Here is a 22,811-nt window from a genome sequence, read left to right on the forward strand (position 1 = left end):
CGACTCTGCCGTCCATGATGGACGCATGCGTATGGAAGTATTTTCAAGTTCCTGCTCGAAAGAAGCTAAGCAAGATCAGAACGAAGGATATGGAAACCATAACAATCGCCAGCAAAGCCAGATAGCGCTTCATTTGTGCTGGTAGGCTGTCTTTTTTCATAATCAAAATAATCGCCAGGCAAAAGGATACAATTATAAATGTGAGTATAGATCCAGAATCGGTCATCGAAAATCATCCTTTTTCCTTTAGAGTATGATACTTGTTCCATATCATACTAATTTTCGCTACGCACGGTCAAACTCCTTTTTCAACCGGCATGCTGCATAGAATCTTGGGTCGTGTCATCATCTTCCTCTTTCACCAGTATGAACTTGCCGCGAGAATCCATTTTGACTGTGAAGCGATCCTCAGGAGAAATTTGTGCTTCTTCACTAAGTTCTTTGGGAAGTGTTAACTGTCCGCTATCCCCGACACTTACTTGATAGCCAATCATCTTCGACCATTTACCTGCGCCAAGCACGAGGATGACGAGTAAGCCAATGAATAACCATTTCCCTAACGGGTTGGATTCGAAGAAAGGGGCAAGGAATTTTTCGCCAGTAATCATCTTTCCTGCAGTAAGTGCAAGTACGCCAGCTCCGATATAAATAATCGAAGGATACTTCTCAATCCATTTAATGAATAAAGTACTTCCCCAGACCACGATAGGAACACTGATCAGTAGGCCAATAATCACAAGTAGGAAATTCCCATGTGCCGCGCCAGCAACCGCGATGACATTATCTAAACCCATGACCGCATCAGCGATGATAATGGTCCGAATGGCAGCCCACATACTGTCTTTCACTTGCATCGTTTCATGATTTTTCTTTTCGCTCAGAAGCTTATACGAAATCCACAACAGCAAGATCCCACCGATAAGCAGCAGACCAGGTATTTTGAGCAGCGTTACAACGACTAGTGTTGCAAATGCACGAATCACAATCGCGCCAACCGTGCCCCAGAGAATGACTTTCTTTTGTGTTTCTTTTTTCAAATTACGTGCTGCCATCCCAATCACGATCGCGTTATCACCAGCAAGTACCAGGTCAATCAGAATAATGCTTAGCAGAGAGACGAAAAAGCCCGTTGACAACCAATCCATACGCGAACACACTCCTTCAAGGTTTTTTGATGCAAAAAGAGCCCAGCACCTTTTGTATGGTGAAGGCTCTAATTCATCAAAAAAGACCTTCACCAATGAACATGGCAAAGGTCTTGCTAACAACGTTGTCGTTGCCAATAAAGCCGGGACCTGATGAGGATCCGAATTGACGACTTTACTGTATCAGCTACTCCCCTTTGGAGTGTTACTATGAGATTATACGTTTATTGTATGCGATGCGTTTCAAAATAGTCCTCTTTTTTTAAACGTTTTTAAAAGCATCCATAATAGCTTGCAATTCTTCTTCTGAGCCATCGAATTTATCCGGGGCAAAGCGCTCGCTAGCCCAGTGCAGCATGGCAGGTCGTCCAATAAAAGTATGGCACTCTTCACCCCATTGGTCGGAAATCTCGGTTAAGACAATTTTGGTGCCTTGAACCTCGACATTGAGCATGTTCCATTTATCTTTTTTATAAATCGTATGTCTTTTGAAGGGTTGATGCGACATGGCTTTTTTCCTCGTTTCTGTAATAAGCTTATAGATGTAAACAATCGTATCATAAAATGCCGCCATTTCCAAACAAGTGGACTGTTTTTTTCGTTATTTTCTTGTTGCGCAGGGGAATCACGCGTGATAGAATTCTCCTAATCCTTTCCAGAGGGAAGGGGTTATGAGCCGAGTTGAGGAGAGATGAGCATGGAACAGAAGCAAGTTTATGAGCAAATTGGGGTTGCAATGACCTCGAGATCGTATGTGGAATACGAGAAAATGTTTATGTTGCAGACGGCAGGCCTGATTGGCAAACGAGTACTGGATGTCGCTGGTGGCGCTTCTTCATTTACGTCAGACGCCAGGCAGCTTGGTATCCACGCAGAGTCGGTCGATCCGTTGTATGCAAAGTCCCCAGGTGCCATTGCTGAGCATGGCAGGCAGGAGATTGAGATTGTTGCAGCGAAAATGGCGAAGCTAACCGATGTGTACGACTGGACATTTTACGGGTCTGTCGAGCAGCATCGAGCAGGACGCATTCATGCGCTGGAGCGTTTCGTAGAGGACTTCTCAAGCGCGGAGGGATCAGCCAGATATCATACAGCTGCTTTGCCTTCTTTACCATTCGAAGCGGAGAGTTTTGATCTCGTGATGTGCAGTCATTTTCTTTTTCTGTATGAAGAGCAGTTTGATTATGCGTTTCATGTAGAAGCTGTTCGTGAGCTCCTTCGTGTTTGTAAGCCAGGCGGCGAGGTAAGAATATACCCGCTGTTGAATTTCCGAACAGAGGAATATTGTCGTCTCCAGGATCTCATCAACGAGTTCGAGTTAGCTGGATTTACTCTCCAAAAGCGAGAAGCTAGTCTACCTTTTCTACCGAATTCTCATCAATTTTTAAGCATAAAAAAGTAGCCCTCTGCATAGTGGAAAACCTTGGTACATCAACAAATTTCAGCTTATCCACCTCGGAATTTCCGTTGATTTTTCACCACTCAAATGGTATAATTTCCTTATTCGCCATAGATGGCGATATTTTTAGGAGGTTGTTCATTTGAAGGGTACAGTGAAATGGTTTAACGCAGAAAAAGGGTACGGTTTTATTTCTGTTGATGGAGGCGACGATGTATTCGTTCACTTCTCCGCAATTCAGGGCGAAGGATTCAAAACATTAGAAGAAGGCCAATCCGTTGAGTTTGATATTACTCAAGGTAACCGTGGTCCTCAAGCAGCTAACGTCACCAAATTATAAGACTCTGGGATTCCCTACTTATAAATAGTGTCATAGCACAAGCAATAAAGACAGTTCTCGAGTTCACTCGAGGCTGTCTTTTTTGTTTGTTTTGCTGTCCAATTTCATCGTGGCGGGTATAAGCCATGCCAGAGAATGTCGATAATTTGCGTAGCGGCTTCCCCCTCTTGAGGAAACATTTTATTTCCGTCGCCGTCTGTCGCATGCCCCATCATGAGGAGAGAGGTATAGGCACGTGCGATCACACGTGGATTGACTGGACCGATTTCTCCGGAGTCAATCGAATTCTGGAATTCGGTTTCGAGCGCATCCAATATGCCTTGTTCGGATTTGCGCATGGCTTTCATTTGCTCCTCGGAAAGTGTGGCCTCCATCTTGCGCATGAACGAATGCAGGTCGAAATCGACCGCTTTCAGATGTCCTTCGGTAATGCCGAGAAGCCTTTCGCGAAGTGGAGCAGGCTCGCTTAAACGTTTAATGGTGACACGTCTTACGTTATCCATCAGTTGAATCATGGAGGCTGTAAGCAGGTCAGACTTGGAAGGGAAATAGTAATACACAGATGCTTTTGTAACCTGGCATTCTTTGGCGATATCGTCCATGGAGACGGACTCGAAGCCCCGGGACAAGAATAAGGGAATAGCCGTCATTAAAATTTTCTGATTAAGAGGCATGTCTCCCTGGGAGACACGTGGTCTGCCGAGAGCCTTTGATTTTTTTTCCATAAGTGTCACTCCTGAGAGGGTTCTAAATAAAACTTGATTAATTAACTATATAGTATATATAATTAATTCTGTTGCAAGATTAATTATATCACTATTTCATTTACAAGGAGAGAGGCTACGTCATGCATGAAAATCCTTTTTTCAGTAAACTAGGCGGTATTGTTGCGGGTCGCCGCAGCAAATGGGTAACATTGGCCGTTTGGATTTTACTTACAGGCATTTTATCTGTCTTTCTACCTAACGTCAATTCACAAGAGAATAATGCTGCTAGGCAACTGCCAACCGATTCCTGGTCGCTCGAAGCAGCGGCGTTGATGAAAGAACAATTCCCAAGTAATGAGGGTGTGCCAGCGCTCGTTGTTTGGTATCGGGGATCTGGACTGACAGATCAAGATTTAGCAGCTGTTCAAAAGGTTACGAAACAGCTCACGGATACGCCGTTAGCTGCTCAGAAGGGATTGCCCCCTTTGCATCAGATGCCTGCACCTGCACTGAAAAGTATGGTATCCAAAGACGGCAAAATACTGGTCCTGCCGATTTCGTTTAACGAAGGGACGGAAACAGAAGTCCTCCAGGAAGGTATGAAGAAGCTAGAGGAGTTAACCGTAAGTCAATTAGGCAGTGACCCTTTTGAAGCTCCAATTGAGGCGGACGGTTTGCATGCGCGAATAACAGGCCCAGTAGGCATTCAGACGGATGCAACAGCATTATTCAAGGGAGCGGATTTTACGCTGTTGTTAGCAACGGTACTTCTCGTACTCTTTCTTCTCATTTTACTTTATCGTTCACCGATCCTGGCTATTATTCCACTGGTTGGCGTAGGATTTGCTTATGGCGTTATTTCTCCTATTCTTGGATTCATGGCCAAGCAAGGTTGGATCACGATAGACGCGCAGTCGATCTCCATTATGACAGTCCTATTGTTTGGTGCAGGAACGGATTATTGTCTCTTCTTCGTGGCTCGCTACCGACAGGCACTATTGGTTGAGAAAGACAAATATTCCGCACTTCGTGTTTCATTCGGTGGCTCAACAGGCGCAATCGGGATGAGTGGACTCACCGTAATTGTGTCCTTACTAGGCTTACTATTTGCTCATTATGGTTCCAATCATCGGTTCGCGATACCGTTTAGTGTAGCAATTTTCATTATGGCCATTGCGAGTCTAACACTTGTCCCAGCACTTCTTGCCATTATTGGACGCGTGTCTTTCTACCCATTCATTCCTTTAACAGCAGAAATGAGAGCGGAGAAAGAAGCACGCAAAGGGAAACGCATTCGCGAGCAGAAGCCTGTTGGTGCCATGAATGCTGCACTTGGGCGAGTGGTCACGGAAAGACCCAAAAGTGTGCTTGCTATTTCATTAATCATTCTTATTGCCTTGGCAGCTTTTGCACCGCAAATTAAGTTTACGTATAATATTTTGGAATCGTTCCCTTCCACGATGGCGTCACGTGAAGGATTTAGCTTGTTATCAGAACATGTTTCACCGGGATCACTGGCACCAGTTAAAGTGATCGTCAATACCGAAGGAAAGACGGCAGATGTTCAAGGAGCCCTTGCTAAGCTACCTTATGTGGAATCGGTTGGTAAACCAGAGGATAGTAAGAAAGACGCCAATTATAAGGCTTATGAGTTGATTTTTAAGCAAGATCCATACGACTTGGAAGTCATCAATCATATTCCTGAGATTCGAAGCACATTGGAACAGAAGCTAATTGAAGCAGGTTTACCGAACCCGCAGGTTTGGGTTGGCGGCGAGACTGCTACCCAGTATGACACCAAAACGGTCGTAGAGCGGGATACGAAAATAGTTATCCCAGTAGTTATAACCGTTATCGCGATCCTCTTACTCGTGTATTTGCGATCCATTGTTGCAACTGTTTATCTGATTGCAACAGTACTGCTTTCCTATTACTCGGCGTTGGGTGCGGGGTGGCTCATCTTGCACTATTTCATGGATACAGCCGCAATCCAAGGCTTGATACCGTTGTATGCATTCGTATTCCTTGTAGCGTTAGGCGAGGATTATAATATTTTCATGATTTCGAGTATTTGGCAGGAAAGAAATCGCTTGAAACTGAAGGATGCGATACGTTTAGGCGTAAGCTCAACGAGTAGTGTTATCACTTCAGCAGGATTGATTCTAGCTGGTACCTTTGCGGTTCTAGCTTCACTGCCGATTCAAGTGCTTGTGCAGTTTGGTGTTATTTGTGCCGTCGGTGTTATCTTGGATACTTTCATTGTTAGGCCTTTCCTTGTCCCTTCCATCACGATGCTGCTTGGGGATGCGGTGTTCTGGCCAAGTAAAGTGAAGCGGGCGCCACTTGCGTCTGGTTCTAAGAATTAAGAATGACAAAAGGAGCTATCCGCAATTGCGGACAGTTCCTTTTTAAGTGCATTCCAACTTATTATGAGGTGCTGGGGCTAAGCGGTCGCTAGCTCGATTTAAATGTGATGATTGACATGCTGGTTACAAATTGAGTTGGGGAGGAGTAGTGTGGTCAGTTGAGTAGCTGTCTTTTCAAATAAATGTAAAAGGTGCAGTTAATTTTATCGATTTACCTGGGATTTAATGCGTAGATGGAAAAAGTACATCTAATTTGAAGGAGATTGGCCGTTTAATGGATTATGGCAGTTATTAACTGTAGGTAATCCATTTACTTCTCCCAAATGGCGAGAATCAGCAAAGATAACAACATAAAATCCATTTAATTTGTTTGTGGCGGTGGAGTAAGGTTTGATTGTAGCAGGAAATAGTCACATGGAGGAGTGTTAAAGCAGATTAGTGAGTTGGTTAGATGATAAAAACCCGTTAGCATCTGCCAAATCGGATGCTAACGGGTTTAGTTTGGCTAACTAAGGTCACTTATCGCCGAGGGATTTAGTCGATGATTTCAAGAATATCGTCAATTTCTTTACGTGCCATTTTCCCTGGTTTATCCTTCGGATAACCAAGGGAAATGACCATGTTAATTTGATACTCTGCTGGTATCTCCAGGTAAGCTCGGATTTGATCCTGTGCCAACAAGACAGGGCCCGTCATTGGGCAGGTAGCGAGACCTCTAGCGTGTGCAGCAAGCATCAGGTTCTGTGAGGCTAAGCAAGAGCTCTTGATGCCTTCTTCCGCCCAAACATGATCATCAACCAATTGAATGGGGTCAAAGATGCGATCGCGGAATTTGGATTCATAAGGTGTCGCCAAACAAATGATAAGAACAGGTGCGTCCGAGAAAGCTGTTGCATAAGGTCCGAAGGATCTCACCAGCATGCGTGCTTCTCTCGACAGCCCTTTCTCCTCGGCAGCCGCGGCACGTAGATGCAGCTGGTCCCAAGTCAATTGCTCAATATGTTTGATCTTCTCTGTATTTCGAATGGCGATAAATTTCCATGTTTGTGAGTTTGTATCGCTGGGAGCATAACGGGCACAGTCGATGATTTCACGAATATCTTCTACTGCGACTTCTTGCTCGGTAAAGTTGCGAATGCTGCGTCGTTCAAGAACGATGGTTTTGAAATCCTCATACATCATAATAAATGTGTACCTACCTTTGCTGCTCATAATGTTCATCTTGGATTAATACTTGGTACTAAGACTATATCCTTATTATAGGGGAGATCTACAAGGAGCACAACTGTCGTTACTTCCACTATGCTCAAGCTATAAGGAAGTAAGCATTCTTTTATCATCGACTAGGAAGGGCATCCTCATTCTTTTGAAACAGATACGTGCACAGAAAACCTATGGCTGACGTTATCGACAAGCACGCTGCAATCATATAAACAGTACTTCCGCCAGCTTCGTTATAGATCCAGCCACCTGCTGTGCCGCTTATCAAACCGGCTATGCTTGACCATGCGACAGCGAAAATAGCTTGACCTGAAGATCGGTACTCATCTGGAATGATTTGACTCAAATAACGATTCGCTGTGAAGAGGAAAACACCGAAAGTTAAACTATGCAGAAGCTGAATGCCGATGACCCAAATGGGATCTTGGATGAAACTCATCATGACGAAGCGGAAGGCGTAAATCACACCAGCAAAGGCAAGTAAGGGCAATTCTTTAAAGCGATGGCCGTGCTTGCTTAAATAAAAGAATACCGGAATCTCGCTGAGTGCAGATGTCATCCACGCATAACCGATGAGTGAATCTGATGCGCCGAGCTGACGCATATAGAGGGCTAAGAAACCGTCATTGAATCGATGTGAAACTGACATGATGATAACAAGCATAAGGAACCAGATGAATTTTTTGGAACGGATAATGTTCACCATGCCGCCAAAAGCCATCTTTTTGCCGCCCGAGCGCGTATCTTTCAGCAGAAAAAGAATGATTAATGTACAGCCTATCGTGATAAAAAGCAACAGAGGTGTAAGTCCTGTTCCATATGCTCGTAAGAGTAGACCGAAGCCTCCAGCTGAAAGTGCGAAGCCAATGGAGCCATAGACGCGGAAGGAGGCATAACTTTTCCCGCTAGATCGAATATGCAGCATGACTTGACTGTCATTTAAGGAGTTCACTGGCTGCTGGAAGAAGAAAAACGCTGCCAAACAGACGTAGAGCAGAGAAAACCAGCCTGCAGTAGAAACTAAGATAGCAGTGACGAGTTGACCGAGGATCAGAATAATCATGATCTTCTTGACAGTTTGGAACCGGTCGCTCAGGAACCCCCATAGTAGGTTAGTTGCAATGCCAATTAATGGTCCAATGGCGTAAAGTAAGCCGATTTGGATTTTAGAATAACCTTTATAATCGAAATAAAGCGGGAAAAAAGTCACAACAATCCCCATCGTCATAAAAAAAGAAAAAGTAAACATTTTAAGCAATCGATCATTTCTATCAATCGCATTTGAATTTGCCAAGCGTAATCATCACCATTTCGTTACATATTTTCTTGAGGTTGATTAGGTTGTTCTACATCATTTGTACGTTTGAGCACATAGATGACAACAAGCAGTTCAGCCAACATTCCTACCGATTGTGCTAACGCGCCAATCATTCCGTTCCATTCTGGAACCGTTGCAATGGCAACGAATAATGTGAATACCGTAATAGTAGCATTCGCAGATTGCGAGAAAACCATGATTTTTGTTTGGCCGCGCAGCATAATAATCCCATTCATATAATCGAGCCACGGGAATACAATCGTCATGATCATGAAAATACGCATGGCACTCAGGCTGGCTTGCCTAAGCTCCGCATTTACACCCATGACATGTGTCATAAACCAAGGGCCGATCGGCGTATAAGCGAGTATGGCTATTAATGCTCCAGGAATGAAGCTGAGAATGAGAATGAATTTTTTGACTCGCACAGCATCTTTGCGATAGAAGTTTAAGACGATTTGATGTATGTATGAGAAGAAACTCATCACTAACTGTGTTAAGGATCCAGCGATCGCAAAGGAAGAGATGGCTAGATGGATATGTGTTGTTTTGCCTAACATGGCATTAATAGAGGGTCCAATAATTACCGCGATAACAGATGAATATAACAACGGTTTATAAAAGCTGAAAATTTGCCCCTTCGTCTCAATCGGATGATTAGGCGCTTTCTCCGGAATAACATGTTTGAGTAAGCTTGTACCCTCCCAAATGGCAACAGCTGCTTCAATAACCATGCCGACAAGGAAGATAATGGCACCTACTTTACCGCTAGAGACACTATCCGTAGTAATGAAATATAAAGATAAGAAATACATCGCGATAATCCGTACGCCCATACCGATGGTGAGCCATTTGGTACGCATATTGAAAATGATAATCCCGTGAAATAAACAACGCAGGCCAGAGAAGATGCTGACGTACATGAGGATACGGTAAACACTTAATGTAGCAGCTAGCATTTCACGTTCTACGCCGAAAAAGTAAAGAAACACCCATTCTCCAACCGGTGTGTAACAGAGTATGAGGCCTAGCAGGATGATACAGGCAAATACATATGAGCTGACAACGCCCATGGCGCGGAATGAAATCCGATCTCTGACGAGTGCCGAGCAGGCTTGTCGTAGCAATACAACGGGTCTTTCAGTCAGTCCTAGTAGACTTAGGGGAATAGCATAGCTTGCGATGACGACCTCGGGATTATCAGCCCTAGCCAAGGTGCTGTTAATAATAACATGCGAGAGAGTTACAAGCGTTGCAGAAAGTCCGAGGGGGAGGAAAAAGGAGATGAGCTGTTTCCATGTGATGGCTTCCTTTAATGTCTTAGCATTCATCCAAATCGCACTCCTTCGCGTTTTGCAAAACATTTCTTAAGTATATCAGAAAATGAAATGGGGATGACATACAATTTTAACTGGAAACCGAAGGTTTGAAGTGATACATTTAAAGGTAGAATGTTTCTTGAACAAGACTGACAGTTTTGCCTGCAAGGAGGTACACAGGAATGAACAGCTATTTTCAGTATGATGAGAGACTCGGCATTGAGATTCCCGTTTTGGAATTGGAGTGGGATATGTATGATGCTGCTGTTCGCATAAATCTTTTATTACAGTGGGAACAAATACGAGGCGTTATTCCGGATCGAATTATGAAATTGGAAGCACAAATCATTGAAAAGCAAAATAAGCTCGATAAGGAAGACGATTTTGTAACCTCCTGCCGTTTGAATTCCGATATTGCTGACTTAGCTTCAATCATAAATGATCTTCATCTCTGGTTCCGAACTAATCAGGATTTGGAATCAAAAACCCACCATTAATGGTTGTCAATGAAGGGAGAATGACTGCATGCATAGCAATAAGGATGGGAATAACTGGCTGGGAACGATAGCGAAACCACTTCTGGAGCATCTCCCTGCGCTTTATCCAATTGAAGAGTGGGATGTCGCAATGGATGCGCGGATCGAAGGTCTCTCTACATCGTTGATTACGGAAGGTAGTCCTGAGCAGCTCCCCTATGGGTTAGCGATTAAAGCGGGCCTATTTCTTCTCAATGAAAGCCTTGATAAATCTCATGATATCTCGCAGGAAATTACGAATCCAACCGGAAGTTATTGGCATGCCCTTATGCATCGGATGGAAGGCGACTATAGCAATGCGAAATACTGGTTTAATGATGTTGGTCATCATCCTATTTTTTCTAATCTAATCCAATTTGTAAGAGATAATCTATCGCTCAAAGACTTCATGGAATTGGAAAATGAAGCACTTCGACATAAGCTTGAAGTACTTGTAACATCGCCAGTTTGGAATCCATACGTATTTATTGATGTGATTGAAATTCAGGTATCGCTTGTTCAGAATCCTACAGTTGATAGTTGGTTACGCCACATACAGCGATCTGAAATGCAATTATTACTTCAATTCTGCTATGAACAAAGTTGTGGAGGAAGTTTACTTGAAGCAATTGGACAAAAGTAGAATAAGGAGCCATGCGAAAGTTCCGCAAGGGCCCATTCGATTAATGATCAGTGTATATCGTTATATTTTACCCGGTGTCAATGAACAATTGAGCATCTGGAAAAGTAAAGCGGCGAGTATTCCCGATGAAGAGCTTCGAACCCAAGCGCTAGCAAGCATTGCAACGAAGCAATTTCATTGTCAAGGAGGAGCTGTGTATGCAGCTGCTCATTTATCGATGCGTCATGTGCTTATTCCACTGATCGTCGCATTTCAGTCGATCAGTGACTACTTGGATAATTTGTGTGATCGAAGTACGTCGCTAGATCCTAAGGATTTTCGGCAATTGCACCAATCCATGCTTGATGCAGTTGATCCTACGAAGCCATTGCATGATTATTATGCGTTCAGAGATGAGAAAGAAGACGGCGGTTATTTACAAGATCTTGTTCAGCAATGCCAGACTTCAATAAGCCAGATGCCATCGTATTTGAAAGTGGCTGACCAGGTCAAAGAGTTTGTTGGCTTATACTGTGATTTGCAGGTGTACAAGCATATTCGCAAGGATTTACGCGAGCCGCAGCTGCATCAATGGTGGGATAATCATCACCATAAGTATCGCCAGATTGATTGGAATGAGTTTGCTGCTGCTACGGGTTCAACGTTAGGCATGTTCATGTTATTTCTGGCTGCGTGTGATCCGAATTTGACGGACAAGCAGGTGCAATCCATTCGAGAAGCATACTTTCCTTATGTCTGTGGACTTCATATCTTGCTTGATTATTTAATTGACCAGGAAGAAGATATTGTAGGTGGAGACCTGAATTTCTGTACCTACTACGATTCGTTAGATACCACAGTAGAGCGAATCGCTTTCATTGTCCAAGAGGCGAGAAGTAAAATTTTGTTCTTGGAACATCCGAGATTTCATCGTATGATAATCGAAGGTTTGCTTGCTCTCTATTTATCTGACCCTAAGGTCAACAGCCAACACCAAGTGAAGAAAATTTCAAAGCGTCTGATGAAAAACAGTCCTTTAACCAGGCTTTTTTTCTGGATAAATAGCATGTACATCCGTACGACATCATGAATATCATTCACAAGAATTATGAGGGAGGAAATTTAATATGTCAGCAGTAAAATCAATTGCCGTGTTAACCAGTGGAGGAGATTCTCAGGGTATGAATGCAGCGGTTCGAGCGGTTGTTCGAAGTGCATTATACCATGGGCTAGAAGTGTATGCCGTTCAGCGCGGATATCAAGGTCTTATTAACGATGATATTCGTAAAATGGACTTGCGTAGCGTAGGTGACATCATTCAGCGTGGAGGAACGATTCTTCAAACGGCTCGTTGTAAAGAATTTATGACACCTGAAGGACAACAAATCGGTGCAGACAACCTGCGTAGACGTGGAATTGACGGCCTAGTTGTTATTGGTGGAGATGGTTCCTATCAAGGAGCGAACAAGCTTAGCAAGTTGGGTATCAAAACGATGGGCCTGCCGGGTACGATCGACAATGACATTCCATTCACTGATTTTACTATTGGATTCGATACAGCCGTAAGTATTGTTGTGGATGCAATTAATAAGCTGCGGGATACCATGACATCTCATGAACGTTCATCCGTTGTGGAAGTTATGGGACGTCATTGTGGTGAAATTGCCCTGTATGCGGGACTTGCCAGCGGTGCTGAAACTATTATTGTGCCAGAGGTAGATGTGGATGTTACTGAAGTTGCTAATCGGATGAAGGATAACTTCAACCATGGCAAGCGTCACAGTATTATCCTTGTAGCTGAAGGAGCAGGAACGGGTGAAGGAATTGCGAAGCAAATCACGGAAACGAACGGGATTGAGCCTCGTGTGACTGTTCTTGGTCATATTCAACGTGGTGGTGCGCCAACTCATAATGACCGCATCTTGGCAAGTCGTCTAGGCGATTTTGCTGTTCGCAAACTAATGGAGGGTGATTCTTCCAAAGCTTGTGGTATCATCAAAGGTGAGCTAGTGGCAACGGATATCGATCTTGTTGTGAACACGAAACGTAGTTTTAACATGGAGCTTTATGAATTGGCAAGCCGTTTGTCTCAATAAGCCTAATTGTGTACAGAGGTATTGATCTTCATTTGCATTTCGGCTATAATTGCGAACAACGTATAAATCGACATCATGTCTATGAAGAGCTTCCAACTCGGAGACGTTCATGATCGGAAGGATGTAAGGTCCTTCTCTAAATAAACCGGCACCGCCCGTTATCGCGGAACCAAGCGGATGATGACCATTCATGTCATCATCAAGTTGGGTGGCACCGCGAGCAGAACGCTCCTCGTCCCAATCGGACTGAGGGCGTTTTTTGTCTTTTTCACATATACGAAGAGGAAGCGGTGACGGATTATGCTGGATGTCAAATGGATTCGAAACAACCAAGATCAAGTGAAAGCAGCAGCGATTCAAAAAGGTGTAGAATGCCACGTTGAGGAACTGCTCGTAGTTGATGAGAGGAAAAGGGACTTGCAGGGCCAAGTCGAGCTGCTGCGAGCAGATCGCAATCGTGCTTCGGAGCAAATTGCGTCGCTAATGACGCAGAGGAAAATTACCGAAGCAGAAGGCTTGAAGGAGCAAGTTCGTGGCTGGAATCAGAGCTTAACACGACTAGAAGCGGAATTGAACGCGTATGAACAGAAGTTCATGGATCTTATGCTGAAAATACCGAATCTAGCCTCGCCGGATACACCAATAGGGGCGAACGATCAAGAAAACGTAGAGCTGAAGGTCGTTGGGGATAAGCCGACTTTTAACTTCGAGATGAGGGATCACCTTCAGCTTGGGGAAGCGTTGAACATAATCGATGTTGTTCGGGGTGTGAAGATCGCGGGCAGCCGCAACTATTATCTCAAAGGAATGGGGCTTTATTTGCACAGGGCTGTCCAACAACTGGCCATTGACTTGCTAACGGATCGTGGGTTCACGGTCATGGATGTGCCACTCATGGTACGGGAGGAAACACTGCTGAATGCGGCTTTCTTTCCTGCAGGCAAAGATCAAACATATGAGCTTCCTGAGGACAACACATGGTTAGTGGGTACTTCGGAAGGTCCGTTGATTTCGTACTATGCAGGAGAGATTATCGATCTATCGGAGGGACCAATCCAGCTAGCGGCCGTTTCGAATTGCTTCAGGAAAGAAGCGGGCTCAGCGGGCAGAGATGTACGGGGCTTATATCGCGTTCATCAATTTGCGAAAGTAGAGCAAGTGATTCTCTGCGAAAATAATGCGGATGAGGCAGATCGCATGCTGCAGGCGATCACACAAAATGCCGAGGATTTACTTGCATGTCTAGAACTGCCGTATCGCGTTGTAGCGGTGTGTTCGGGGGATATGGGGGCCAAAAACTACAAGCAATTTGACATTGAAACCTGGATGCCTAGCCGCGGGGCATATGGTGAAACGCATTCGTCGTCGAGCTTGCTGGACTTCCAAGCTCGACGCAGTAATTTGCGTTATCGGGATCAAGAAGGTGTATTGCGTTATTGCTACACACTGAACAATACCGCCGTTGCATCGCCGCGGATCCTTATACCACTGCTTGAAAATCACCAACAGGGGGATGGCTCGATCTATATTCCCCCTGCATTGCGTCCATACATGCGCGGACTGGAAGAGATTCGCGCATAATCATAGAAAGCCCCTTATCCTAAGTGATTCGCTAGGATAAGGGGCTATTTGTTGAAAGTGGCGGATTTGCTTTGGCTAAGATTTTCGGTGCTTACTTGCTTCCGAGCTTCTGAGCCCCCGAATACCCGAACTCTCGAATACCTGAACTCTCGAATGCTTGAAATCTCGTATGCCTGAACACCCGAATACCTGAGCCCCCGAATACCCGAACTCTCGAATACCTGAGCTCCCGAATACCTGAGCTCCCGAATACCTGAACACCGCAAACTCCCGAATTCTTCTGTTCCAGCTCACTAATTTATTCGCTAAAGGACATAGAGGACGCTATTTGGCTTATATATGCCCCTTTAAAACTCTAACGGTCACAGTGGATGCTATTCAGTAGAATTAGCTCTTTATTCGAGTTGAAATCGCACAATAACGTCAATCATGTCCGTTAGATTAACAAACATCCTTTTTGTGTAGAAATAACGATCATCGTGTCCGTTAGAGTTCGTATGTGCATCTGGCTATCAAATTAATAACCCTCTGACAAGTCCACAACGTTGATCATTTCTCCGCCATCCAACATCGCACGTAAATTGTGATAGAAGATGGTGGATACGCGATCTGTATAATGCTCAGAAGATCCAGCAATATGAGGGGTTAGGATGACATTTTTCATGCCCCAAAGAGGGGAAGTAGCAGGTAGCGGTTCTTGCTCAAAAACATCTAACGCAGCGCCAGCAAGTTTGCCCTCCTGCAAAGCTTGAATCAAAGCATGTTCATCCAGGACATCGCCGCGAGCTAGATTTATGAAAAAGGCACTCGGTTTCATAAGCGCCAGATGCTCTTTTTGCAAGAAGCCCCGTGTTTTCACTGTACTTGGAAGCAGGACGACAATGAAATCGCTTTGTGATAATAGCAATTGTAGGCCATCTTCACCGTGAACGGTTTTATCGAAGGCGGCTTGTGGTACTCCCGACCGATTCAAGCCGATGACTGACATATCAAACGCTTTGGCTTTGCGAGCAACTGCTTCACCGATGGCTCCAGCCCCGATAATACCAATCGTTTTACCATGCAATTCACCAAAGCGAACTTGATTGTCCCACACGTGCTGCTGCTGATTATCATGAAGCAAATTAGCTTTCCGAACCCATTGCAGCATGAGACTCAGCGCGAATTCACTCATTTGAATGGTGTGAACACCTCTGGCATTCGTAACAATCACTTGACGTTGATCGAGCTCTGCCAGAGGCAATTTATCAACGCCTGCGGATAAGGTTTGCACCCATTTCAACTTAGGGGCGCGACTGACGATATCAGGCTGTAAACGACCTGCTGAGATGATCACATCAGCATCAGGGAGAACGTCTCCAGCATCCTTAGAAGAGGCAAACCAATGAAACTGGATGCGTTCTTTCAAGTCTGGAGGGATTTGCTCTTGCATAGAAGTTAGATTCATGCCTGTTACAGCTACTATTTTCAGCATATCTTCACATCCCTTTTATAAATTCGAAATGACTACTACCATGATAAATGAAATGGAAACCGAAAGTAAACTCGGACCGCATGCAAAAATACCCGGAACGCATATATATGCGCTCAGGGTACTGACATAATGGCGACTAATAATTGACGTTAGCGGTGTAATTATTGTTGGCATTCCATAATAAATACTCATTAACGCCGTTATCCTTCAAAGCTCGAATCTGTTCATCTAATTCATGTTTGCCGTATTTAATATAGCCTGGTACCCAGGAAGCAGTAAAATCTTGTATCCAAGGGCGGATAACCGGCTTCCAGCCTTTCTTATCAATGGCTTCAAGCTTCTTATTGGTATCCTTGGAAGCACCATTGATTGTGGCGTAAGGTGCAGCATCAGGTACTTTGGAGCCGAACCAACCCGTACTGTAATGGCTTGGATAAATCATTGGAGCAATGACATCGACATTCTGTGAGATTTTCTCGAAATCTTGACCGATACCTTCTGCAGCCGGAACAGACGCTGCATATCCGAAAATGTCGACAGAGACGCGAACACCCAGTGGAGATAATTGCTCTCTCGCATATTTCACGAAAGAAGAGACCGCATCAATCCGTGAACGCTCATCTTTGGTATATTTGAGAATGTCTGATCGTTTCTCGAAGCCTTCTGGAAAGCGAACGTAATCAAACTGAATTTCTTTGAATCCTGCTTTGACAGCTTCTTTGGCAACGGCGATATTGTAGTCCCATACCTCTTTGCTGTATGGATTGACAAAGCTGTCAGCAGGTTTTTTCCCGTTATCCCATAGTGTGCCGTCTGGATTAACAAAAGACAATTCCGGTTTTTTCTTAGCAAGGATGGTGTCTTTGAAAACGACAATACGAGCAATAGGATAAATGCTATGTTCTTGTAGTGTTGTCATGAGTCCTGGCATATTGCCAATGATTTTCTGAGTAGTTCCCATTGCATCGAGCTCGGGATTTCCTGTTTCCCAAGTAATGTAACCCCAGTCATCTTTCACGTCGATAACCATCGCATTCAAATCGGTATCATCAAGTAATTTTACAAGCGTATTGAGTCGTGAACCGCCTGCACTGTGAGCAGTGGAGTAGATCCCTTTAACGACAGGAGCATCTTTCTGTGGATCTACCTTGTTAACAGGTGCGAGTGGATCCGTTGCATCCGTAGGTGTCGCAGGTGTGACGGGTTGAACGATAGCAACAGCGTTCTTCGCATCTAGCGAAGCTTGCACAAGCTGTTCAAAGCTTGCATCGGGGTTTGCGGCCGTAACATTGCCCCAGATAAGGGCAAGTGAGGCGAGTAATATTTCCATGATGTATAAGTCCACTCCAATCCTTGTTTCTAGCTTTCATTATAAGCCAAGCGGGAAACTACGCACAGAGGAAATTTGTAGGCTTTTGTAGAAGCTTGTATGAGTCATTTGGCACATGTGGTACACAGTCTTAAGTAGGAAAAAACAAAAACACCTAGAAGCTTGGCCTCCAGGTGCTTGGACTTACTTATTTGATTCACTATTGGATACTTCAGGGTTAATTTCTTTCCTTGTAGTCGTAGGTTGATCATCCGCTGATGAGTTGCCGCCGTTTCCATTTGTTGCATCTTTGAACTCGCGGAACATTTTGCCGAAACCTCGACCAAGCTCAGGCAGTTTATTAGGCCCAAATAAAAGCAGGGCAACGATCGCAATTAGAATGATGTGCCAAGGAGATAAAGCTCCCATTCCAGACACCTCCAGTAAAATTTATGTTACTTTATTATATCATGGACTTATCATAACCTATATAGCCTATTTATTACAATTTTAATAACAGTATATGCCTAAGAGATCCAAAAAAAGACACCCTCAATGGTACAGGGTGTCCTTATGATGTTCCGAAATGCTAAATTGAATAATTTCCATGACATCTTCCGCTGCGAGTGCCTCTATACCGAACCGTAGCACGATCTCGGATTCCAACTCATTGCTGGTTAAAGAGGGATACAACTCGGGCGTTAATTTCATTACAATCCTGGATAATTTGACTGTCTCCACAAGCATCACCCTTCCAATCAGAAGATTAGAATAAGAACTACGCCTGAACCTACCATCGATGAAAACCAGAACTATATGAAATTATATTCATTATAACACAATTCAAAATGGAATAAAGGGGCAGTTGGCTTATTTATCATTTGGGCTTTCGAAATTCCCCGACAACACCGACCGTTTCCACAATATTCACGAACGCTTTCGGATCAATCTCTTTAATAATTCGCTTTAATTCCACGAGTTCATATCGCGTCGTAACCGTCATCAACATATCATGCTGCTGCTTCGTATACGCACCTTCCGTTTTAATGAGAGTAACCCCTCTTGGGATCATGAGCAGCTTATTAATAATGGCATCCTTATGCTTCGTTACAATGAACGCGGTTACTTTAACATGGCGGATATGTATCATATCAACAGTTTTCCCGCTAATGAAAATTGCTAACATTGAAAATAATGCTAGGTCCCAGTTATCTTTAAAATAGCCTAGTGCGACGATAACAATACCGTTCATCGAGGATAAGATGGTGCCAAGAGGGAAATCGTATTTCCGGGTTAAAATCAGGCCGACAATGTCGAAACCGCCGCTGGATCCGCCGATGCGAAGTGTGATTCCGCTGCCAATACCAATAAGGACACCGCCAAAAACAGCGCCTAGCATGGAATCTTTGGCTACGAAGTTCATGGGAATAATTTGCATCATCCAAGTGGTTAAGACGACAGATGCAACGCTGATCATGATGAAACGTTTACCAATGGAGACGAGTCCCCAAATCATGAGTGGCATGTTAAACAACAAATAAAGAAATCCGATATTATAATCTGTAAAATAACCAATAATCATGGCAATACCCGAAACTCCACCGCTAAGCAGCTGATGGGGAATGAGAAACATATTGAAGCCAACTGCGACAAGCAGTGCGCCAACTAGAATGATTAGGACATCTAGCGCCTTTTTCAAAACAAATCACCTCTAAAATAGTATGCAGCATATTGCAAGTATAATTCATTCTTATAAAACTGCAATCATTATTTAGACGATGGTTAATTAATGTGGGAGACGCAAAAAAAGCTGTGTCCAAGAGATGGACAACAGCTTCTAGGTGAGAATTATCGGCGCTTGAAGGAGCCGGTTTTCTTAGTCGTACTTGGCTTGCTTGTACTCGGTTTAGTTGTAGATGGCTTCGTTACTTTATTAGTAGTCGAACCATCATTTTTACGTGCCGTTGAGGAGCTTCCAGAGCTTGGATTAGCTGCACCACTCGTGAATCCACCCGTTCGATCGGACGTAGTAGGCTTCGTCTCTTTGGTGGAGCCGGTAGCCGGTGTTGTTGGTGTACCTGCCTTGTAAGTCGGCGTCTTTGTGTAGCCGCGGTAGTCATAAGATGATCCTCTGTTGTTATTCCAGCCGCCACCGAAAATAGATTGAATCAGCGAGGCCGTTAAATAACCTTGTAAGAAGGAGGAGTCATAATGGCTCTTGGCATATTCAATGCTATCGAGCTGAACTAATGTATTGTTACTATCACTCGGATCTTTCTGGATGTTGATAACCTTGTCCTTATAAATAAGGAACATCTGATCCTCGGATTCTTTACTCTTCTCTTGGGGTTTTTCTTTGGCAGCCAGTTCATTGGCAACTGTTGGCACGTTCTTGTCTTCAACAGCGTAAACTTTGGACATTGTAGTTCCCTTGCCATCAACGCTTACTAACGGATATTCATCCTTGATATAACGTCCGGCATCTGCGCCACATGCGGTAAGAAGAGCGATAATTAGTATGAAGGAAAGCCATGAAGTCCATCTCTTCATTGTCTGGTAGTCCTCCTTTCAGGGTGTTTCCGAAACATGCTTTCATGATAACATAGCTTGGTCGTCATCAGTGTCGATTTCAAAAATTTCTTAAACATTTCTCAAAAATTTAATTTGATTGCCAGGTGTCCGCTCGCCTTCTAGTGCAACGAACTTACCATCCTGCCATTGAAGGAAGAAGAAGCGCTGGTCCGGTCCGAAATATCGCCAGAAGATAATATCATCGCCGCTGCGAAAATCGGTGTTGCCTTCAGTCTGTGAGACGTCGTTGCGATGAAATTCCAAATCGAAAGTGACATCGCCGTCTAGCTCTAATCGGGTGGGCACATCATTAGGATCATCTAGAGCTCCTTCAATGAAGCTGCATAAGAAGCAATCATAAGTTCTGCCTTTTTCCACAATCAAGCACTGAATATTTTTACCGCTTTGTAGATAATAAGCATAGCGATGTGGAGCGAATCCGCGGTCAAAATAAGTGACCTTACCTGAGATGACATATTCCTCTAAGTCTACATTGACGATATCGCCGACCTTTGCGACTTCTAGGGGATTGCCGAGGGATGCTGTCGCAGGTGGTTGCTCCTTATTGCTTCGTAGAATGTTGCTGACACGTTTAAAAATGGACATAGAAACTCTCCTCTGTACGATTCCGTTTTATTGTTCTCCCCTTTAATACGAGTTGCTTATTCATTCGGTTTCGTTCGAATCGTTAAAAGTAGCCACTGGCAATGTGTGTATCACCTGTGCTATAATATTTTAGATGTTCTTAAGGGCGGCCAGTTGGATCATGGAAGATGACGAATCGAAAGTGTATTCCACCAAGAAACTATAGAGACGGATAGGAAGTCGTACTTAAGGGTAAAAAAGATACAAGGCATTAGCCTGCCCTGTACAAAAGGAGATTGAATTTATTTGAAAACATTTCAGGAGTTTGGTTTAGACGCATCGGTACTACGTGCGATTACGGAAATGGGCTTTGAAGAGTCCACACCAATTCAAGAGAAAACAATACCATTGGCCATGGAAGGCCGTGATTTGATCGGGCAAGCACAAACAGGAACTGGGAAAACGGCAGCATTTGGTATTCCACTAGTTAACAAAATCAATGTAAAAGAAGAACGTATTTCGGCTTTAATCATGTGTCCAACACGGGAACTTGCCATTCAGGTTGCGGAAGAGATTGAAAAACTCGGTCGTTTCAAAGGCATTCGTTCTTTGCCAATTTACGGTGGACAGGATATCGTCAAACAAATCCGTGCTTTGAAAAAGAAACCACAAATCATTATTGGGACACCAGGACGTCTTCTTGACCATATTAACCGCAAAACAATCAAGCTTGATGATGTTCAAACGGTTATTTTGGATGAAGCGGATGAAATGCTTGATATGGGCTTCATGGATGATATCCAATCTATTCTTAAACTAGTTCCAGCAGAACGCCACACGATGTTGTTCTCTGCAACGATGCCGACGAACATTCAGAAATTGGCACAACAATTCCTTACAAATCCAGAACACGTTTCGGTAATCCCGAAACAAGTGAGCGCTCCTCTGATTGAGCAAGCTTACATTGAATTGCATGAGAAACAAAAATTCGAAGCTCTTAGCCGTTTAATCGATATGGAAGCACCAGACCTAGCAATTATCTTCGGACGCACGAAGCGTCGGGTAGATGAGTTGGCAGAAGCTCTTCAAAAAAGAGGTTATGCTGCTGAAGGACTTCATGGTGACTTGTCCCAAAATCAACGTGATAACGTAATGAGAAAATTCCGTGATGGCAGTATTGATGTTCTAGTAGCAACTGACGTTGCTGCGCGTGGACTTGATGTATCTGGTGTTACTCACGTTATCAACTTTGACCTTCCGCAAGATCCAGAGAGCTACGTTCACCGTATCGGCCGTACAGGTCGTGCAGGTAAAGAAGGTACTGCTTGGACTTTCGTAACGCCACGAGAAATCGATCACCTTCACTTTATTGAGAAGGTTACACGCCATAAAATTAACAAAAAACCTTTACCTAGCGTCGCTGAAGCGGTAGAAGGTAAACAAAAAATGACAGCTGAGCGTATTTTGGATATGCTTCAAAAAGAAGAGCATTCCGAATTTAAAGGCCTAGCTATTCAAATGCTTGAGCAATACGATTCCGTTAACTTACTTGCAGCAGCGATGAAGCTTCTTACAGGTGACAAGAAAGATCTTAATATCGAATTGACACCAGAAGATCCGATTCGTGCAAGAAAGAAAAAATTCGATGTTCGCAGCTCAGGTAGACGTGTTGGCGGCGGATACGGTTCAGGATCAGGTTCAAGCGATCGTCGTCAAGGTGGCGGCGGCTACGGTGGATCAGGTTCAGGATCAGGCAATTCCTCCAGTGGCGGCTCACGTTACCCGCGTAAGGATAGCAGAGATTACGGTTCAAACAGAGAAGGCGGAAGCAGCTCAACTTCAAGAAACCGCGAATACGGAAGCAACAACTCCGGAAATCGTGATCGTTCCAGAGCACCGCGCAAAAGTGAAGATACACTTGTAAATAAATAAGATATAGCAACGAAAAGGCGGAGATCCTAGGATCTCCGCCTTTTCTTAACTTGTATATAGATTAAAGAACGAATGAGCTAGTGATGATGACTAACAAGATAAAAAGCACCAAAATAGCACCTGCGGATGTTCCAACTGGATAAGACATAGTATCTACCTCCTGAAGAATGATTTGGGGGTGATGCGACTAGACAATTCTATATTATGTAAAAGAACCTATAACGACTAGACGGCTACCTATATGATGAAAAATAGGCTATAATTAAGAACATATACAAAAAAGACATGCTATGGTCATGTCAGCAGTTAAC

Annotated in this window: 24 protein-coding genes; 9 read left to right on the plus strand and 15 right to left on the minus strand. The window is 43.9% G+C overall.

Annotated features, from left to right (window positions below):
- Nucleotides 1-43: 43 nt before the first annotated feature.
- The 3 genes from HQN88_RS21710 to HQN88_RS21720 form a co-directional block, all read right to left on the minus strand.
- On the minus strand, nt 44-226 hold the full coding sequence (locus HQN88_RS21710) for a hypothetical protein (RefSeq protein WP_173116430.1): 183 nt from the start codon (nt 224-226) through the stop codon (nt 44-46).
- 82 nt (nt 227-308) lie between these two features.
- Nucleotides 309-1,145: a YjbE family putative metal transport protein gene (locus HQN88_RS21715; RefSeq protein WP_173116432.1), complete on the minus strand. Its 837-nt coding sequence runs from the start codon at nt 1,143-1,145 to the stop codon at nt 309-311.
- A gap of 262 nt (nt 1,146-1,407) precedes the next feature.
- Nucleotides 1,408-1,653 (minus strand): low molecular weight phosphatase family protein, encoded by a 246-nt coding sequence (locus HQN88_RS21720; RefSeq protein WP_173116434.1) that lies wholly within the window; start codon nt 1,651-1,653, stop codon nt 1,408-1,410.
- Between the two features lie 189 nt (nt 1,654-1,842).
- Between HQN88_RS21720 and HQN88_RS21725 the strand changes: the two genes are divergently transcribed.
- Together HQN88_RS21725 and HQN88_RS21730 are read left to right on the plus strand one after the other, a co-directional pair.
- Complete coding sequence (locus tag HQN88_RS21725) at nt 1,843-2,547, plus strand: class I SAM-dependent methyltransferase (RefSeq protein ID WP_246320389.1); 705 nt, start codon at nt 1,843-1,845, stop codon at nt 2,545-2,547.
- Between the two features lie 139 nt (nt 2,548-2,686).
- The gene (locus tag HQN88_RS21730; protein ID WP_028556542.1) at nt 2,687-2,884 is read left to right on the plus strand and encodes a cold shock domain-containing protein; all 198 of its coding nucleotides are present in this window, start codon (nt 2,687-2,689) and stop codon (nt 2,882-2,884) included.
- A 104-nt stretch (nt 2,885-2,988) separates the two neighbouring features.
- On the opposite strand, the gene HQN88_RS21735 is transcribed toward HQN88_RS21730, so the two are convergent.
- Nucleotides 2,989-3,609, minus strand: a complete 621-nt coding sequence (locus HQN88_RS21735; protein ID WP_173116438.1) for a TetR/AcrR family transcriptional regulator — start codon at nt 3,607-3,609, stop codon at nt 2,989-2,991.
- Nucleotides 3,610-3,731: 122 nt separating this feature from the next.
- Here HQN88_RS21735 and HQN88_RS21740 point away from each other — a divergent pair, with 122 nt between their 5' ends.
- Complete coding sequence (locus tag HQN88_RS21740; RefSeq protein ID WP_173116440.1) at nt 3,732-5,957, plus strand: MMPL family transporter; 2,226 nt, start codon at nt 3,732-3,734, stop codon at nt 5,955-5,957.
- A 534-nt stretch (nt 5,958-6,491) separates the two neighbouring features.
- On the opposite strand, the gene HQN88_RS21745 is transcribed toward HQN88_RS21740, so the two are convergent.
- The 3 genes from HQN88_RS21745 to HQN88_RS21755 form a co-directional block, all read right to left on the minus strand.
- Nucleotides 6,492-7,139, minus strand: a complete 648-nt coding sequence (locus tag HQN88_RS21745) for a nitroreductase family protein (RefSeq protein WP_173116713.1) — start codon at nt 7,137-7,139, stop codon at nt 6,492-6,494.
- Nucleotides 7,140-7,293: 154 nt separating this feature from the next.
- Nucleotides 7,294-8,472: an MFS transporter gene (locus HQN88_RS21750; protein WP_246320390.1), complete on the minus strand. Its 1,179-nt coding sequence runs from the start codon at nt 8,470-8,472 to the stop codon at nt 7,294-7,296.
- 20 nt (nt 8,473-8,492) lie between these two features.
- Nucleotides 8,493-9,827, minus strand: coding sequence for a multi antimicrobial extrusion protein MatE (locus HQN88_RS21755; RefSeq protein ID WP_173116442.1), 1,335 nt, complete (start codon nt 9,825-9,827; stop codon nt 8,493-8,495).
- 170 nt (nt 9,828-9,997) lie between these two features.
- On the opposite strand from HQN88_RS21755, the gene HQN88_RS21760 reads away from it, so the two are divergent.
- The 5 genes from HQN88_RS21760 (at nt 9,998) to serS (ending at nt 14,629) form a co-directional block, all read left to right on the plus strand.
- Nucleotides 9,998-10,312, plus strand: a complete 315-nt coding sequence (locus HQN88_RS21760; protein ID WP_173116444.1) for a hypothetical protein — start codon at nt 9,998-10,000, stop codon at nt 10,310-10,312.
- A 28-nt stretch (nt 10,313-10,340) separates the two neighbouring features.
- Nucleotides 10,341-10,973: a hypothetical protein gene (locus tag HQN88_RS21765; RefSeq protein ID WP_173116446.1), complete on the plus strand. Its 633-nt coding sequence runs from the start codon at nt 10,341-10,343 to the stop codon at nt 10,971-10,973.
- Between the two features lie 43 nt (nt 10,974-11,016).
- Complete coding sequence (locus HQN88_RS21770) at nt 11,017-12,042, plus strand: tetraprenyl-beta-curcumene synthase family protein (protein WP_173116717.1); 1,026 nt, start codon at nt 11,017-11,019, stop codon at nt 12,040-12,042.
- 37 nt (nt 12,043-12,079) lie between these two features.
- The gene (gene pfkA / locus HQN88_RS21775) at nt 12,080-13,048 is read left to right on the plus strand and encodes a 6-phosphofructokinase (RefSeq protein WP_173116448.1); all 969 of its coding nucleotides are present in this window, start codon (nt 12,080-12,082) and stop codon (nt 13,046-13,048) included.
- 300 nt (nt 13,049-13,348) lie between these two features.
- Nucleotides 13,349-14,629: a serine--tRNA ligase gene (gene serS, locus HQN88_RS21780; protein WP_173116450.1), complete on the plus strand. Its 1,281-nt coding sequence runs from the start codon at nt 13,349-13,351 to the stop codon at nt 14,627-14,629.
- 517 nt (nt 14,630-15,146) lie between these two features.
- Here the strand turns inward: serS and HQN88_RS21785 are convergent.
- From HQN88_RS21785 to HQN88_RS21815, 7 genes are all read right to left on the minus strand, one after another.
- The gene (locus tag HQN88_RS21785; protein WP_173116452.1) at nt 15,147-16,103 is read right to left on the minus strand and encodes a D-2-hydroxyacid dehydrogenase; all 957 of its coding nucleotides are present in this window, start codon (nt 16,101-16,103) and stop codon (nt 15,147-15,149) included.
- A gap of 136 nt (nt 16,104-16,239) precedes the next feature.
- On the minus strand, nt 16,240-17,433 hold the full coding sequence (locus HQN88_RS21790; RefSeq protein ID WP_173116454.1) for a putative glycoside hydrolase: 1,194 nt from the start codon (nt 17,431-17,433) through the stop codon (nt 16,240-16,242).
- Nucleotides 17,434-17,616: 183 nt separating this feature from the next.
- The gene (locus tag HQN88_RS21795) at nt 17,617-17,841 is read right to left on the minus strand and encodes a Sec-independent protein translocase subunit TatA/TatB (protein WP_173116456.1); all 225 of its coding nucleotides are present in this window, start codon (nt 17,839-17,841) and stop codon (nt 17,617-17,619) included.
- 123 nt (nt 17,842-17,964) lie between these two features.
- Entirely contained in the window at nt 17,965-18,159 is a 195-nt protein-coding gene (locus tag HQN88_RS21800) for a hypothetical protein (RefSeq protein WP_056616326.1), read from the minus strand.
- A 130-nt stretch (nt 18,160-18,289) separates the two neighbouring features.
- Nucleotides 18,290-19,111, minus strand: a complete 822-nt coding sequence (locus HQN88_RS21805) for a YitT family protein (protein WP_173116458.1) — start codon at nt 19,109-19,111, stop codon at nt 18,290-18,292.
- Between the two features lie 149 nt (nt 19,112-19,260).
- Nucleotides 19,261-19,962, minus strand: coding sequence for a DUF4247 domain-containing protein (locus tag HQN88_RS21810; RefSeq protein ID WP_173116460.1), 702 nt, complete (start codon nt 19,960-19,962; stop codon nt 19,261-19,263).
- 90 nt (nt 19,963-20,052) lie between these two features.
- Entirely contained in the window at nt 20,053-20,589 is a 537-nt protein-coding gene (locus HQN88_RS21815; protein ID WP_173116462.1) for a DUF4178 domain-containing protein, read from the minus strand.
- A gap of 285 nt (nt 20,590-20,874) precedes the next feature.
- On the opposite strand from HQN88_RS21815, the gene cshA reads away from it, so the two are divergent.
- The gene (cshA, locus tag HQN88_RS21820; RefSeq protein WP_173116464.1) at nt 20,875-22,500 is read left to right on the plus strand and encodes a degradosome RNA helicase CshA; all 1,626 of its coding nucleotides are present in this window, start codon (nt 20,875-20,877) and stop codon (nt 22,498-22,500) included.
- 61 nt (nt 22,501-22,561) lie between these two features.
- On the opposite strand, the gene HQN88_RS37780 is transcribed toward cshA, so the two are convergent.
- The gene (locus tag HQN88_RS37780; protein ID WP_246320394.1) at nt 22,562-22,648 is read right to left on the minus strand and encodes a YjcZ family sporulation protein; all 87 of its coding nucleotides are present in this window, start codon (nt 22,646-22,648) and stop codon (nt 22,562-22,564) included.
- Nucleotides 22,649-22,811: the final 163 nt, after the last annotated feature.

It is taken from the genome of Paenibacillus qinlingensis (assembly GCF_013204845.1).
Classification (GTDB): domain Bacteria; phylum Bacillota; class Bacilli; order Paenibacillales; family NBRC-103111; genus Paenibacillus_E; species Paenibacillus_E qinlingensis.

Excerpts from the sequence above, each read along its gene's own strand:
- HQN88_RS21710 (WP_173116430.1), bottom strand. The coding sequence starts at position 226 with ATGACCGATTCTGGATCTATACTCACATTTATAATTGTATCCTTTTGC.
- HQN88_RS21715 (WP_173116432.1), bottom strand. The coding sequence starts at position 1,145 with ATGGATTGGTTGTCAACGGGCTTTTTCGTCTCTCTGCTAAGCATTATT.
- HQN88_RS21720 (WP_173116434.1), bottom strand. The coding sequence starts at position 1,653 with ATGTCGCATCAACCCTTCAAAAGACATACGATTTATAAAAAAGATAAA.
- HQN88_RS21725 (WP_246320389.1), top strand. The coding sequence starts at position 1,843 with ATGGAACAGAAGCAAGTTTATGAGCAAATTGGGGTTGCAATGACCTCG.
- HQN88_RS21735 (WP_173116438.1), bottom strand. The coding sequence starts at position 3,609 with ATGGAAAAAAAATCAAAGGCTCTCGGCAGACCACGTGTCTCCCAGGGA.
- HQN88_RS21740 (WP_173116440.1), top strand. The coding sequence starts at position 3,732 with ATGCATGAAAATCCTTTTTTCAGTAAACTAGGCGGTATTGTTGCGGGT.
- HQN88_RS21745 (WP_173116713.1), bottom strand. The coding sequence starts at position 7,139 with ATGATGTATGAGGATTTCAAAACCATCGTTCTTGAACGACGCAGCATT.
- HQN88_RS21755 (WP_173116442.1), bottom strand. The coding sequence starts at position 9,827 with ATGAATGCTAAGACATTAAAGGAAGCCATCACATGGAAACAGCTCATC.
- HQN88_RS21760 (WP_173116444.1), top strand. The coding sequence starts at position 9,998 with ATGAACAGCTATTTTCAGTATGATGAGAGACTCGGCATTGAGATTCCC.
- HQN88_RS21765 (WP_173116446.1), top strand. The coding sequence starts at position 10,341 with ATGCATAGCAATAAGGATGGGAATAACTGGCTGGGAACGATAGCGAAA.
- HQN88_RS21770 (WP_173116717.1), top strand. The coding sequence starts at position 11,017 with ATGATCAGTGTATATCGTTATATTTTACCCGGTGTCAATGAACAATTG.
- pfkA (WP_173116448.1), top strand. The coding sequence starts at position 12,080 with ATGTCAGCAGTAAAATCAATTGCCGTGTTAACCAGTGGAGGAGATTCT.
- serS (WP_173116450.1), top strand. The coding sequence starts at position 13,349 with ATGCTGGATGTCAAATGGATTCGAAACAACCAAGATCAAGTGAAAGCA.
- HQN88_RS21785 (WP_173116452.1), bottom strand. The coding sequence starts at position 16,103 with ATGCTGAAAATAGTAGCTGTAACAGGCATGAATCTAACTTCTATGCAA.
- HQN88_RS21790 (WP_173116454.1), bottom strand. The coding sequence starts at position 17,433 with ATGGAAATATTACTCGCCTCACTTGCCCTTATCTGGGGCAATGTTACG.
- HQN88_RS21795 (WP_173116456.1), bottom strand. The coding sequence starts at position 17,841 with ATGGGAGCTTTATCTCCTTGGCACATCATTCTAATTGCGATCGTTGCC.
- HQN88_RS21800 (WP_056616326.1), bottom strand. The coding sequence starts at position 18,159 with ATGCTTGTGGAGACAGTCAAATTATCCAGGATTGTAATGAAATTAACG.
- HQN88_RS21810 (WP_173116460.1), bottom strand. The coding sequence starts at position 19,962 with ATGAAGAGATGGACTTCATGGCTTTCCTTCATACTAATTATCGCTCTT.
- HQN88_RS21815 (WP_173116462.1), bottom strand. The coding sequence starts at position 20,589 with ATGTCCATTTTTAAACGTGTCAGCAACATTCTACGAAGCAATAAGGAG.
- HQN88_RS37780 (WP_246320394.1), bottom strand. The coding sequence starts at position 22,648 with ATGTCTTATCCAGTTGGAACATCCGCAGGTGCTATTTTGGTGCTTTTT.